Origin of the sequence: Methylophaga sp. UBA2012, from assembly GCF_002335235.1 — a bacterium.
GTDB classification, from domain to species: domain Bacteria; phylum Pseudomonadota; class Gammaproteobacteria; order Nitrosococcales; family Methylophagaceae; genus Methylophaga; species Methylophaga thalassica.
Window position 1 is genome coordinate 75,631 of record NZ_DDCG01000013.1, and the last position, 14,464, is coordinate 90,094.

General features: G+C 40.9%; 12 protein-coding genes. 1 reads left to right on the plus strand and 11 read right to left on the minus strand.

Annotated features, from left to right (window positions below):
* Nucleotides 1-293: 293 nt before the first annotated feature.
* From B2248_RS09965 to B2248_RS09975, 3 genes are all read right to left on the minus strand, one after another.
* Entirely contained in the window at nucleotides 294-1,694 is a 1,401-nt protein-coding gene (locus B2248_RS09965; protein ID WP_273182065.1) for an HlyD family type I secretion periplasmic adaptor subunit, read from the minus strand.
* A complete protein-coding gene (locus B2248_RS09970) occupies nucleotides 1,691-3,886 on the minus strand; it encodes a type I secretion system permease/ATPase (protein ID WP_273182067.1) in 2,196 nt (731 codons plus the stop codon). The genes B2248_RS09965 and B2248_RS09970 overlap by 4 nt, the downstream gene beginning before the upstream one ends.
* A 283-nt stretch (nucleotides 3,887-4,169) precedes the next feature.
* Complete coding sequence (locus tag B2248_RS09975; RefSeq protein ID WP_273182069.1) at nucleotides 4,170-5,336, minus strand: tyrosine-type recombinase/integrase; 1,167 nt, start codon at nucleotides 5,334-5,336, stop codon at nucleotides 4,170-4,172.
* A gap of 551 nt (nucleotides 5,337-5,887) precedes the next feature.
* Here B2248_RS09975 and mepM point away from each other — a divergent pair.
* On the plus strand, nucleotides 5,888-7,279 hold the full coding sequence (gene mepM / locus B2248_RS09980) for a murein DD-endopeptidase MepM (protein WP_273182072.1): 1,392 nt from the start codon (nucleotides 5,888-5,890) through the stop codon (nucleotides 7,277-7,279).
* Nucleotides 7,280-7,284: 5 nt separating this feature from the next.
* Here the strand turns inward: mepM and B2248_RS09985 are convergent, their stop codons facing one another.
* The 8 genes from B2248_RS09985 to B2248_RS10020 form a co-directional block, all read right to left on the minus strand.
* Complete coding sequence (locus B2248_RS09985; protein WP_273182074.1) at nucleotides 7,285-7,623, minus strand: thioredoxin family protein; 339 nt, start codon at nucleotides 7,621-7,623, stop codon at nucleotides 7,285-7,287.
* Between the two features lie 116 nt (nucleotides 7,624-7,739).
* Nucleotides 7,740-8,153 carry a hypothetical protein gene (locus tag B2248_RS09990; protein ID WP_273182077.1) on the minus strand — a complete coding sequence of 138 codons (414 nt, stop codon included), beginning with the start codon at nucleotides 8,151-8,153 and terminating at the stop codon, nucleotides 7,740-7,742.
* A gap of 639 nt (nucleotides 8,154-8,792) precedes the next feature.
* The gene (locus B2248_RS09995) at nucleotides 8,793-9,266 is read right to left on the minus strand and encodes a hypothetical protein (protein ID WP_273182079.1); all 474 of its coding nucleotides are present in this window, start codon (nucleotides 9,264-9,266) and stop codon (nucleotides 8,793-8,795) included.
* 79 nt (nucleotides 9,267-9,345) lie between these two features.
* Complete coding sequence (locus B2248_RS10000) at nucleotides 9,346-10,419, minus strand: HNH endonuclease (protein WP_273182080.1); 1,074 nt, start codon at nucleotides 10,417-10,419, stop codon at nucleotides 9,346-9,348.
* 38 nt (nucleotides 10,420-10,457) lie between these two features.
* Nucleotides 10,458-11,243 (minus strand): RES family NAD+ phosphorylase, encoded by a 786-nt coding sequence (locus tag B2248_RS10005; protein WP_273182083.1) that lies wholly within the window; start codon nucleotides 11,241-11,243, stop codon nucleotides 10,458-10,460.
* Nucleotides 11,244-11,353: 110 nt separating this feature from the next.
* Nucleotides 11,354-11,821, minus strand: coding sequence for a potassium channel family protein (locus B2248_RS10010; RefSeq protein WP_273182086.1), 468 nt, complete (start codon nucleotides 11,819-11,821; stop codon nucleotides 11,354-11,356).
* Between the two features lie 379 nt (nucleotides 11,822-12,200).
* The gene (locus B2248_RS10015) at nucleotides 12,201-13,160 is read right to left on the minus strand and encodes an HPP family protein (protein WP_273182088.1); all 960 of its coding nucleotides are present in this window, start codon (nucleotides 13,158-13,160) and stop codon (nucleotides 12,201-12,203) included.
* Between the two features lie 81 nt (nucleotides 13,161-13,241).
* Nucleotides 13,242-14,426, minus strand: a complete 1,185-nt coding sequence (locus B2248_RS10020) for an NnrS family protein (protein WP_273182091.1) — start codon at nucleotides 14,424-14,426, stop codon at nucleotides 13,242-13,244.
* Between the last annotated feature and the right edge of the window lie 38 nt (nucleotides 14,427-14,464).

A 14,464-nucleotide genomic window follows, 5' to 3' on the forward strand; every position in this document is an offset into this window, starting at 1 on the left:
CCCTTAGGTTTCAAATAAAATTTCTTTATCGCCAAAATTAACAGTGGGATAAATAAAAAAATGATTTTCATCAAATCGAAAAAAGACATGTTCAAATCAAAAATAGACATCTTGCTAACTCTTCTTAAAAAAGGGAGGATTTATATTCCTTGTGGAGAAACTTTATGCCAATGATCTGCCTAACCTCTTAACCAACAAAGTGCCCCATGTATAAGGTGCAAAAAGATAAAACGAAATTATTCTCTTTGGTGTGATTTTTATATTCATATTCTGCTTTTTAAATAACTCTTAAATTATCTTTCCCTTAAACTCTCGTTGCCATGTTTGAGCAGTGGCGCCAAGAAAAACTCAATAATCCGTCTTGTCCCTGTTTTTACTTCAGCTGTCACTGCCATGCCAGGCATTAACCTGACTTCTTTGTTATCTACCCATATCGTGTTTTTTTTCATCAAGAGATGCATGCCATAAATCAGGCCACGTTGTTCATCCACAGTGGCATCATCTGACACGGTAGTGACTTCACCATCGATCACACCATATTTGGTAAAAGGAAAGGTATGGATTTTAAGCTCTGCTGGCATACCTTCATGAACAAAGCCAATATCTTTGTTTTCAAGAAAGACCTCCACTTCCAGCTGTTCTTCACTCGGTACTATCAGCATTAGTTGCTGTGCTTCAGTGACGACACCACCCACTGTGTTAATCGCTAATTCCTGAACTTGGCCTGCAACGGGGGAGTAGAGTATTTGTTTATTATTTAAGTCTGTGGCTTTGGTCAGCTCTTCATCCAACGAAGCAATTTGCCTCTGCACTTCCGCCATGTCTTGTAGTGTTTGCGAGGTGGTTTGCGCCGTGAGCGTTTGTAATTGATGTTTCACTTCAGATTCAGCTTCTTTGAGTTGATTAAGTCGCTGTCTTTCTGCAGCCAAATCTTGTCTTTGTTCGATACGTTGCTGTTCAAGCTCTAAATATTCTGTCTCAGATACATAGTTTTTCTCATGTAACTTTTGTAATTTCTGAGCTCGCTTTTTAATAATAGGTAAGGTTTGTTCAAGTTTTTTAATGATTTCTTGGCTCGCCGCTTGCTCATAACGTGTTTTTCTTAAAGTATTGTTCAGACTACTTCGCTGGCTTTCATACTCTTGCCATTGTTGGGTAAGGAGTTGTTGATAGAGAAGACTATCTGTTTCGTTTGTGCTTGCTGGTAAGACCAAAGTAGATTGTTCGACAGGGCTTTGTGGTGGCAAACTTAAGCGTTTTAGTAACGCTTGCTTTAGTGCTAACTGCATGGCGGCACTATGTCGCTCATACGTTAGTCTTTTTTTATCAGCACCTGTCAGCGTGCTATCAAGTTCAATCAGAGCCTGGCCTTTTTCGACATGCTCACCTTCATGAATCAGGATTTTTTTCACAACTGATTTTTCAAGTGGTTGAATCTGTTTCACTCGATTGCTGGGGATAATTTTGCCTTCGGCGCTCGCCACAATGTTAATTTCCCCCACACAGGCCCAGATGATGGCAATCACTAAAAGCACAATAAGACTTCTAGCTAACCATTTTGCAATAGGGTGAGGCGGAGCTTCCTGAATTTCTAATGCCGCGGGTAGAAACGCCGCGAGTTCCCGTGTTTTATTGGAGTCGCCCATCGCATGGCGGTTTTGCCAGGCATCTTTCAACACACTGAACCACATCATGAGGCAAAGCCTTCTGCTTTAGTCGTTTTTTGAGAAGTAACCGGGTGTAAGTTAGGAGTATGACTCTGGTAGCTATGCAATTTCGCGTAATAACCATTTTGAGCAATCAGGGCATCATGATTTCCCTGTTCAACGATACGGCCTTTATCCATCACAATAATGCGATGACATTGCCTCACGGTCGTTAATCTATGAGCAATAATAAAAACGGTACGTCCTTGGCAAATTTTTGCCATGTTATCTTGTACTAATCGTTCAGATTCATAATCTAAGGCGCTGGTGGCTTCATCAAAGATGAGTATTCGTGGATTATTGATTAAAGCTCTGGCAATGGCCAGCCGTTGACGCTGTCCACCAGAGAGATTGCTGCCTTGTTCACCAACTAAGTTGTCATAGCCTTCTGGTAAATCAACGATAAACTCATGTGCTCCAGCCATTTTTGCCGCTTGGATAACCCGTTCCATGGGAATGGACGGGTCACTTAAGGCAATATTTTCACGAATGGTTCGGTTAAATAGAAAGTTTTCCTGAAGCACAACGCCAATTTGTTTGCGTAGCCAAACGGTATCAACCACGGACAAATCCACCCCATCTATCAATACCCTGCCACCTTCTGGGATATATAGGCGCTGCACCAATTTGGTAATCGTGCTCTTACCACTGCCGCTTCGCCCCACAATGCCAATCACTTCGCCAGGTTTCACCTGCAAGCTAATATCATCCAAAATGGTGGGGCCATCAGTACGGTAACGAAAACGAACATGCTCTATTGTGACAGCACCTTGTAAGGTGGGTAAGCGTGAACGATTGGGGTTAAAACCTGGCTCTCTTGGCGTGTTAAGAATATCGCCCAACCGTTTAATCGAAATACCGGCTTGTTGGAAGTCTTGCCAAAGTTGCACCAGCTTTAAAATTGGGCCACTGACACGTCCAGCCAACATATTGAAGGCAATGAGCTGCCCCACCGTTAATTTATTATCCATAACGAGATGAGCCCCTACCCAGATAATACCTAGGGTCATCAACTTATTAATAAGACCCGCTACCTGATTAGCAACGTTATTAAGATTCTGACTTTTAAAAGACGAATGCACATAACTTGAAAGGTGATCTTCTAGTTTACGCCGCATTTGTGGCTCAACCGCCATAGACTTTACAGTACCAATCCCTGTGATGGACTCGGTTAAAAACGCCGTATTGGCTGCGCCATGCTTAAACTTTTCATCCAGCCGCTTACGTAAAATGGGCGTAATAAAGATTGAGAGAATGACGTAACAAGGGATAGTAGCCAACACTATCCAGGTGAGTGTTGGACTGTAGTACCACATCACCGCGAGAAAAACGAAAACAAAAAATAAATCGATGACTAAGGTGAGAGCTGTCCCCGTAATAAAATTACGAATCGTATCTAGCTCCCTGACCCGAGCCACATTTTGCCCTACCTGCCGTGACTCAAAATAGGCTAGAGGCAGTGACATTAAATGATGAAATAATCGTGAGCCAAGCTCGACATCCACCCGGTTGGTGGTATGACTAAAAATATAGTTACGAATACCGCCTAATAATGACTCAAACACTACAACGACAAAGAAACCTACGGCTAGGACATCTAAAGTTGTATAGCCACGATGAACTAAGACTTTATCCATCACAACTTGAAAAAATAAGGGAGTTACTAAGGCAAAGAGTTGTAAAAAAAAGGAGGCAATAATGACTTCGGAGAAGAGTTTTCGGTATTTAACGAGAGAAGGAATGAACCAGGAGATATCAAAGGCTTGTTGAAGACTGTCACCCAAGCCTTGTCGTCGGGTGAGGGCTATCACCTCCCCAGACCATAAAGCTTCAAGTTCAAACCGCGTTAATGTCTTAGGCGCTTTATCACGTAAATCCTGAATAAGCACACCTGACGTGGATACATTATCGTCTTGATGGCTTTCTTCGGAGATTTTGGCGAGGATAAAATAACTGCCATCTTTAGCTTTTGCAATAGCCGGTAATAAGCCGTTATTGAGCTCAGAAAAAGACAGTGAAAGTTTTTTAGCTTTTAACGTTAGTGCTTTAGCTGCTTGGAGTATTTGGGTATCAGTAAAGTGCTCTCCAGGCTGCCCATACTCATGTGAAAGCTGCTCAGGTTCAGCAGGAAGCTGGTGAAAGCGGGCGAGAGCCACTAATGTGTTGAGTCCAGTATCCATACTGAATAATTCCCTATTTCATTCTTAACTCAACTTAACATTACGAGATAAAAATAAACAACACTCCTAAATCCTTTTTTTATGAATCTGTGATTGATTACACATTATGAATTTAATGCAAAACTTCAACTCAAGAAAATAGTTTTTGTCAAAAGAGTAATTACAAAACTTTAGCCAACAATCTAGAGAAAGGCAAAATGATTACAAGGTTGGACATTATTCCCAGGCACTATAAATAGATATAGGTACCTAATAACATCAGATGAATTATCGATATTTGACTTTATCCTGCATCTTTGGCAAGTGTCTTTATTAATTCTGCAACCTGATTAAATGCTTTTCTCAACGTATCCTGCTCAGTGATGATATATCCACCCGTTACATCACTATCTGTCACATGGTCTAACATTCTTTTTATCATTGTGGTGGGCAAACCGCACGCTTCAGCTAGTGTTGCAAATGTTCTTCGGCAATCATGGCTACTAAACATAAGATTAATCTTTTGACTAATTGCATCTATATGCTTTTTTGGTGTCCACATAGTCTTGCTTTCATCAAACCTACTAGGAAAAACAAAATCACCCTCACCCGTATCTTTGTAAAGCTTTTTTAAAGCAGGAAGGAGAGGTTCTGGTATGGGTAGCATGACATCAGTATTATTCTTAGTATTAAAAACCGCCGTTTTTTCTCTAAAGTTGACCTTATCCCATCTCAAATTTAGGGCACTTGAACTCCTGACGCCCATGTACAAGAGCATCAAAAAATATGTTTTTGCTGATTGTGAGTTTAATTCATGAACGGCTCCCAACCATTCACCTAACTTAGTACTTGGTATAACCCGTTTTGAACGTTTATTTTTATGCCAAAGTCGAGCGTTTTTTAGTACTTTTGTAGGAGACTCCTGGATCAATTCCAAAGCAACAGCATGCAGCATCAATAAACGAAACACTCGCATAGTGGCATTTGCAGTTGTTTCACCGATCATGCTTAGCTCTTTGAATTTTTTTTGAACATCATGTGTGGTTATCTCGACAACAGGCTTTTGCAACCAGTCAGAAAGATATTTATGTATTTTGTACTGATAGTCTTCTATTGTTTTAGGCTTTAGTGAGCGATTATCTAAATAAAGCGTCAGCAACTCATCTAAGGTTGTTTTTCTCGCTCGCATTTTTCTCTTATTAGATATGGGATCTTCGTTTCGAGCCAGCTCAAGCAAAATACGTTGAGCTTCGATGCGGGCATCTTTAACATTCCAATCTGAAAACTTCCCTATTGTTATATTCCGTAACTTGCCATTAGCTCTTTTCCTGACCATAAAAGAACGATTACCAGTATGACTGATACGAAAGATAAGCTTAGATTGCTCGCTATCAACGTAATCGACCCTACCTAAATCAGGGGGTGGAATATTTTTTAGACGGGCCTGTGTAAATGTAATTTTATTTGTCATGCTAATCCTCAGTGTAACTCCAGTGTAACTTCTTGTCGTGATTTACAAGTATTTAAGGTGATTTAAAATGAATAACCTTTAACAACATTTTTCCATAAACCACTGTCAATGTTAATATTTTGAGAATTTTTAAAAAGTTACCCATGTGAGGGTTATATAACTGTTAATCATTGGGTCGCTGGTTCGAGTCCAGCTCGGGGAGCCAAAGAATATTGAAAGCCTCAAAGAGCAATCTTTGAGGCTTTTTTATTTCTGCATCGTAAATATTCCATTTCTCAAATAGCTCACTATCTCTCTATCTGATCATTCTTATAACACGCAATAAATCTATTGCAGTCATTCCTCATACTAACCATTAGTTCAAACTCTATTTTTTTCGATTTCTCGTGAACAAAACAAATAAACAATGGTCTGTCTATTCATCTCTTTCGCATGAGTAATTAGTTCTAAAAACTTCAACTAACACAAATACTTATTGATATGATATATCATATTTAACAAATTCATTATATGATATATTCCCAGCTATTTTTTGATCATGAATATTCGTTATGAAGCAAATCCCACCTAGTCCATATGCTAAGCCTGTAACTCTTGTAGGACTCATCATTTTATTGATTGCACTTCTTAACTATTTCTTTAGTGATAAGCCAGGTGACAATGATGAAGTAACAGAAATAACATCAGATCACAGTAAGCCTGCTGAAATAGCTGCAAATGGTAGTGCGAGTCATACAGATAATAATCACATGACTGATGAGATCTCAAAGCCAGTTCCTGCGGAGCCAGTTGAGGCTCAACCTCAGGATATACGCTATACGGTAAAAGACGGCGATAGTCTTGAAACTATATTTAACCAGTTAAACATCCCCATTAATACGCTCTACAACATCCTTGAAGCTGATGAAGCTTATCTGGATGCTGATGTTTTGCACCCTGATCAACAACTTATTTTTACACTCGATCCCGATCAAACCCTCAGCAAATTAGCATTGGTTATTGATCCGAAAAAGACAGTTTTTTATCAAAGAAGTGATGACAATAACTTCATTCATGATGAAAAGTTAACGCCAACGTCGTGGCAAACAGAAGTCCTGAAAGGCACTATTCAAGGTAGTTTTTATCTATCTGCTGTCGATGCTGGCCTCACTGATAAAACCATAATGACAGTAAGAAAATTACTGCAAAGTAAAATTAACTTCCGTCGCGACCTTCGTGCAGATGATGAATTTCAGGTGGTAATGGAAAGAGAAACCATACAAGACGCCCCTATCGGCAATAATACCGTTGTTGCTATCCGTTTTAATGGTAAAAAAGTGGACCTAAGCGCCTATCTGCACACCGATGGCATTTACTACGATAAAAATGGTGAGAACCTCACCCCGGCGCTGCTTCGCTATCCGACAGAAAAACGGTTTAGAATCAGCTCTTCTTTTAATCCTCGGCGTTTAAACCCTGTTACCAAAAGAATCTCGCCTCATAACGGCGTTGACTTTGCTACGCCTGTAGGCACTAAGGTGATATCAACGGGTGATGGTGTCGTATTACGTGTTGCTACACATCGTTACGCAGGGAAATATGTGGTGATTAAAGAGTTCGGCGCTTTTTCCACTCGCTACTTACACTTAAGCAAAATTCTTGTCCGCAAAGGGCAAAAAGTATCACGTGGTCAAGTCATTGCATTGTCAGGCAACACGGGCAGAAGTACTGGCCCACACTTGCATTATGAGCTACATATCAATGAAAAACCGGTTAATCCAATTACGGCCAAAATCCCAATGCTGAAATCCATACCAAAGACGGAAATGGCAGTTTATCAGAAGCATATTAAAAACCTTGATGATCTGATGTCTGGTAAAGCAATTGTTACAGCAGGCGGGCTTGAATGGTTGAATGAGTGGTTAATGCGAGACGAGAAAGTGGAAAAAACATCCACTATGTAACAACATCAGTTAAGTTTTGACATTAATTCACGAATCTCATCAGCATGTAATGGCCGCACCAAGCGGCCTACTTCCTGTCCATCATGCAGTAGTATCAATGTTGGCCAGAGCTTAACCTTAAACCCACGCCCCAGACGCTTGCCCTTTCCATCATAGATTTTGATATGGCTCAGATCGGCATATTCATTAACGACTTCGGTTATTGCCGCACTTGCTGCCTGACAATGCCCACACCAGGGCGCGCCAAACTCCAGTAAAACATCACCTGGTAATTCGCTCATTTGTTCAAACGTAAAAGCTTCTTCTGAATAGCCAGCATTCGAATCCGATTGTTCGGTTTCCATACAATTCATTCCTTAAAGTGAGTGACAGAATTGCCCAATTCGACTCTAGCTATCTAAGTTTAATGCCTAAAACCAATTAGGTTACTTAATAAGAAAATAAACGCTCTGTCACATGCTTAATAAACACTGCTTTTATCATTATTATCACGTGGGTGAAGTTCAGACTCTATCCACTTCGCGACTTCTTGTTTGTCTTGTCTTTTTACCATCTGCCTCGTGTTGATGTCTTTTGGATAAACGCAAGTGCCCGTGTTGTGCTTCAACACAAATGCGCGTTTCGCCCCAACAGGGTGTTTACTTGGCGCATGAATCACCGCGGCTCTTAACTCTAGGCATTCAGCGTCTTCCAATGAAGCATTTAAACCTATTTCGCTTTGAGTGTTTTCAATAATGTCTCGAAACGTTCCTAAAACCAGATAACCGCCATTGAGTAACGGTCCTTGACGCAAGGTTTGCTGCACATCCTGCTCGGTCACATTAATGCGTTCAAACTCGCTTACAGCAAGCTTATGCTCCTCCCCGGATGTCATTTTTATCACGGCTTGCACGCACACCACATGAACTGGTCTCTCACCCATATTCACTAATAAACATAGGGCATCAGGGTTTTCATTTTGGGCATGATGGAAAATAAGATAAGGCCGATTATTTCGGCGATATTAACTAAGGATTAACTGTAAATAGACAAGCCAGATAATGGCCATAACAGCAGAGCTGACTGGGCCAATATAATCCATATATTTTTTCTCCTCCGTTGGAAATTCATGTTTAGGGGAGTACTGACTAAGAACTCAGTGATGAGTTTCATTTAGTAAATTGATGAGGTGTATGCGTGGGTAATCAATAGGAAGAAATCAAGTTTGCTGACACCTTGATTTTTCAGCCAACTTTACTTTATTGGCTATGCTGAACATGTGGCCAGAATAAATAAAAATATTGTGCCAAATATTAAAAATGAGGTGAAAGGCCCTACCTCATTCCATCGCCTTCTGAAACGACGCCCACAATTTGGGCAAGCATCTGCTGACTTACTGAGTTGGTGTCCACAATCTTTGCATTCTATGAGTCTCGCCATTTTTGGTTCTCTAGACTTATGCTTAGTTCTGGTTGAAGCCTAACGCTGAAAGCAACGGTGCGAAGCTGCCGACTGTGTTTCCCTGTTAGAGTAACTAAACACACCATTTTTTTCTAATTCGATTAAATTCATTAGCAATACTCTTCAAAGTAAATAGATCATTTCTAAGATCATCTACTCCATAACGCTTTTCTTTTAGCCTATCAGGGCCAACCATCCCTGGAGCAACATTAACAATCTCTTGCTCCGTATGGAGAAAGGTCCATCGACCATGGATGAATGAGTTCCTTTTCACTCGAAATTTATCAATTTCACGATGCCATGACTTGAAATCAGAAATACATGCAGGATTGTTAGGAAATTTAATCTCAATAATTTCTATCAAAGCATCAATTTTACTTTTGAAAGAGAGCCTCTCCACTAAAGGATTTACCGTGTGGAAATCACGTGCATTGACAGCCCACTGTAGACATAAATTTATATTCAACTCAAGCTGCGAGAAAGAAAATATAATCTTTCCGATTGTCTCGCTAGCAATGGACTCTATATCCATCTTATTGTTTGTCATGAACTCTCCATCGCCCTAACGCCCGCAACACCGGGCAATTTGGAGCGCAGCTGAAAATTGGTCCAGGTGCTTGCGCTTGTTAGAGTTCTTTACTGCCATTTACGCCTCTTGGCAAATCCCAGAAACCTTTTTCAGACTGACCCAAGCCGCCAATACCAATGATCAATGGCTTTATTCCAACGTGAATTTCTCGCCTTCCGTCTTCTTCAATTTCTTGAGCATCTTCAAGAACTCCTACACCACAAACTTTAGATCGCTCTAAGTTTATGGCCGCAGTATCGGAGAAGACATACATATTCTTAATGCCCATTATTGCCCGATAAACAAAACCTTCCCGCTGAACTCGAAATTGCACCCTGCCAAGAGGATGTTCATCAGCGACCTTCGGAGTATATACAGACTTTCCAATAGCTGTTTCCCTAAAAGATACTAGGGAGCCTGAGAAGTGATCTATCAAATGCTCTTCTTTGAGAGCCCACAGTGATTCCAGTGTTCTTGGCGGCCTAAGTATACATAGCGCTCTGACTAAAAGCTGGCAATAGAGATCAAACCCGTGGAATGTGGTCATCCCGTATGGTGGACTCATGTCAATGGGGTAGTCAGGGTCACTCGGATGCCCTTCTACACGGTGTAGACAGCTAGGCCACAATTCACCGTTATACAAGGCAAACAGCAAATGCATTGTTAATTCATCTTCTTTGGGAACTGCCTGCCATTGAAAACCGCTATCTTTACCCTGAGCTTCCGTATCTTCGACTAGCTGCTGCCTTATAATCTGAGCAGCATTTTCTCGTTCAGCTTGGCTTAGTGAAGAAAATAGCTCTCGAATCCTTGGTGGGTTTTTATACGCAGTGGCATAAAATCGTGTTCTATCACGCGAAAGCGCTTCAATATCAGCGGCACATTTTTCTTCCCATTGTTTTTTATAAACTCTGATTTCTTCGGCTCTTAGTTTCTTTGAGAGACCAATTTGCATTGATGCTTGGTCATGACATGGAAGACATAGTGTTGCTAAGTTTTCTATCAAATTGTTCGAAGGATCTTCGTCTATATGGTGTATTTGCACTCCTTTGCTCTGACAGACACAGCAAGCATGCCTATTGGCAACTAGTAGCTCAGAAGTAACGTTTGGTGGAATTTTCTTTCGTGCCATAGGGAACTCTAACTCTTGGGGTCGTCAGTAGCCCATTGTTATGTTTCTGATTGCTTTCGTATAAAGTATGGATTTGCAGTTTCATTAAACTCGAACTTGACATTTTTTGCCTCATATAGAAAGCAATTAAGTATTTCCGCTACTTCAGGATGGAACAACACAACATTGTAACCATCTGACAGCAAGCTTTTATAAGCAATTCCATCAAATCCATTATTCTTAAATAACTCCGCAATTATCTGCGTTGGAACATAATGTGCGCTGTTATCGTTTTGAACTACGGGCTCCGAAAATGCTTTGTCAATATGAGCCCATACAGATTTTTCTTTTTCTTCATCACTTGGCTCATAAAAACCACGTTCTAAATCAAAGTACAAAGGATTTTCAGAATGATTTACAGAGCAATCTATAATGGTAAGCTCATTGTTGATTTTGAATTGAGCTACCGAAATTTCACTTCCAATCCATGGGCGAACCTCACTCATTGCCGTTTCCTTAGAGGTTGCCAGATAGAGGTAAGGAATGCCTTTGGGATTAGCTCTGCCTTCACTTGCAGAAAACTTCAACGGTTTCATTCTATCGACAGGGTGTGGACATGGCTTATCAGCAATTTCGTTCCCGTCATCATCGTATACTGGTCTGGAATCACCACCGAGTTGTGATCTCCAAAATATTGCTCCTTTCTTGATTGTTCTTTGTCTTAGTTTGCAAGTTTCTAGAACCTCGGCTAAAAATCGATCAGTTTCTTCCTCAAAAATGTATCTACTACTGTTCGTAACAGCGTTTCGAAACTTCCAGTAGCTTTGCCAGGATTTAAACGACATTCGGATCGCTCTTCAAAACATAACGCCCAATTAAGCGGCTATTAATAGTTGGCTAAAATTGGTGAGGTACGAACCACAGCCAACTGTAAATAGTCCGTTTAAATTGCTTGTTAGCCATTTTTTTTGAGGTTACTAACCAATATGGAAATAAACATTATCATATGTGTAGTACCTACAAGTGCCATAGAAGCGGATAGTATTTGCCCCGAATATCCTGCAGGATGAAGCTCACCATAACCAACTGTAGTTAGTGTAATTAAACAATAATAGAACGCTTCAAAGGTTCCTATGTTAAGTTTTACAGCCTCTAAAAACATTACAGGCAAACCATAAAGCATAGAAAAGATTATTAATATTACAGAGTAAAGTAGTGGTGCCATCCACAACTTACTTTCAACATCAGAAAAGTTTTCGTTGAGTAGCTTTAAAGTATAAATATATAAGGAAAATATCAAAATACTTGTAAATGTGGCATAAAGCTCATAGCAACCTGCTGGGATCCAAACACTAATTGCACAAAAGATTGAAACTACAATCCAGCTTCCCATCATCTTTTTCGATGTTTGCGAAATCTTCAAACTAAACTCCTTAATGGCTAACAATGTCTTTTATGAAGTCTGTGGCTTATAAATATTAAAGAAGTCGCTTCATAATTCCGACTTAATATTTTCAAGCATTTGATTCTTAATAAAAATGTGATTAATTTTTTTGAAAAATAGAGCCAAAAAGATGATATGGGCTGGGGAAATAGAGCCATATTTTGATTCTCTTGGAAATCAGTATGTCTCTGAAGAAAAGCGAAGTTCATATTGAAATATCCATTTCTATGTTCATTTAAGTCCTTTACGAACAGATGTTTAAATCGCAATGCGATCTATTGATATTAGGTCAATATTCCATAGTTTTAACGGCCAAGCAACATTCAAAAGCATTGGACGATAAATATCGTGATGTTCGCTAGCTCAATCTCAACCAACGCCCATTTTGTTCGTACACTTCAAATTTGGCCCATTGACGGAAGGCTTCGCGTTCCAGCATGCCGGTGTTGTATAGGTCATTACCGGCTACATTTTTGTAGATAACCACATCGTTTTTACTACCTTCTTTGCCTTCATCTATCACGCGGCGAACAGCCCATGTGTGACCAATTTTGCCATTGCTGTAGAACTTGCCTGTTCTGATTTTTTCTGGGTGCTCGATATGCAGTAAGGCATTTTGTTTAGCTTTTTCGAGGAGTTCGCTTAAGCCTTCTTCGGTTAAATCGACAAAGGAATCCAGCTCACGAATAGCGGCATTAAAATCTTCGGTGGTCAGAGAGACGTCTTCGGATGGTAAATTTACATGAGTAGCTTCTTTAGTCTGCCTGGATAAGTGCACCGGATAGCGTCGCCAGTGAAATAAGGCATTAAAGACAATTGCCACCAGCAGAATAGCGATAACATTCACCAACACCGGGAAAAGCAAATAGCTGTAGCCCAATTGTGTGATACCTGCCCCGCCCAGAACGGCATTTAATGCAGTGGCGCCACCTGGTGGATGGATGCAGCGCGTGTAATACATCAGCCCCACCGCCAAACCCACGGCAATAGCGGCTGCCAGTGGCGTTGCACCGAGAAGATATTGGCAGGTCACCCCCACAGCGGCAGAGATTAGATGACCTGCAATCACTTGCCATGGTTGTGATAAGGCACCATGCGGTACAGCAAATACTAATACGGCAGTGGCACCGAAAGAGGCAATGATCAATAACTCTGAACCCGTACTCATTGCAATATGCTGTGACAACCATTTTGTCATTAGGATGGTCACTAAAATACCGACCATTGCCCCGAATGCTGAGATCACTTTTTCGCTATGGCTGGTTCTGTTTTTCTCAATCCCCAGCCATAGCATGAGTCGTTTTAAAGCATGCGTCATAATTTAAAGTCACGGGATAGAAAATAGGCATAAATTATACCTATTTAAATCATCTTCATATAGCGACAGGTTTTATCAAGCTCAACCTTTTCTTTTAGATAATAAAATCGGTGTGTATTGATAGAGAAAAATACTGTATGCCAACACCCATAGCAGAATACTCAGCCATAGACTCAATAAACTGGCTGAAAAGACACTAAACATCAGCGTTCTGACTAAGCCGGCTATCAACACGCAGATAAAAGCGACTTTAATCTTTGAAGACGCAATAATCGGTCTGCCGGTATGACCGAGCGAGACACGTGAGATCATGCTTAAAATAAGCCCGCCTATGCCACCGACAGTTAACGCATGCAGTGCATCATTCATGCTCATATTGCCGCCAGCATAATGGTAGGCCAGCAAACTCAGTCCTAGTGGAATACACCAGTAACTCAGGTGTAATGACCATAATAAAGGGTGAGACAAAGTGGTGAAAAACCGCCAGCAGGCACACCTTATGGCTGTGAGACATGCCGCTATAACCAGCATGACCGCTAATAAATAATCCGCTATCCATGCCTGCAATTGCAGGAGAAACACCGCCACAATTAACCAAACAGAAAACAACGCTGCCCTATCCAGCCATAGCTGACGTGGTCTGGGTGGAATCTGAGTAGCGTTAGCTGTAAACATCGGAATAATACGGCCACCGATGACTGCCATCATCAGCGTAATCAGAAATACGGCTGAATAAAGACTGTTGCTTGCGGTTTCAAACAGCTGAGACTGACTGGATAGATGGAAATTAATATTAGTAAAAATCAGTAGCAGCAACACCACAACTGCAAAATAATTACGCTTTTGTTTCTTTTGATAAATCAACTTAGCCAGGAATAGTCCGGCATATATAAAGAAACTGCTATCCAGCAATATCACTAACCATGATGGCAAGCCGACTCCTGGCCACATCGCAATACGCCCAACAAGCCAACACCCTACTAATAATGCACATTGCTGACCATGAATGGAGCGTAAGCCTGTCCAGGTTTGTACGGCCGTTAATAAAAAGCCAACCAACACCGCACCGACAAAACCAAACATCATTTCATGACCGTGCCAGAGTGCGGCGGGTAAGTCTTGACTCGGATTTACCCATCCATTCCAGACACCGCCCCAATACAGTAGAGCGATGATGCCAAATAGACTTGCCAGTAAAAATAATGGTCTGAAAGCCAGATCAAACACAGGCAGTGAAAACAATGCTCGGCAAGATTTTATAGACATAAGCAGCTACCAATAGATAAAACAGCGAGCCCTTTCGG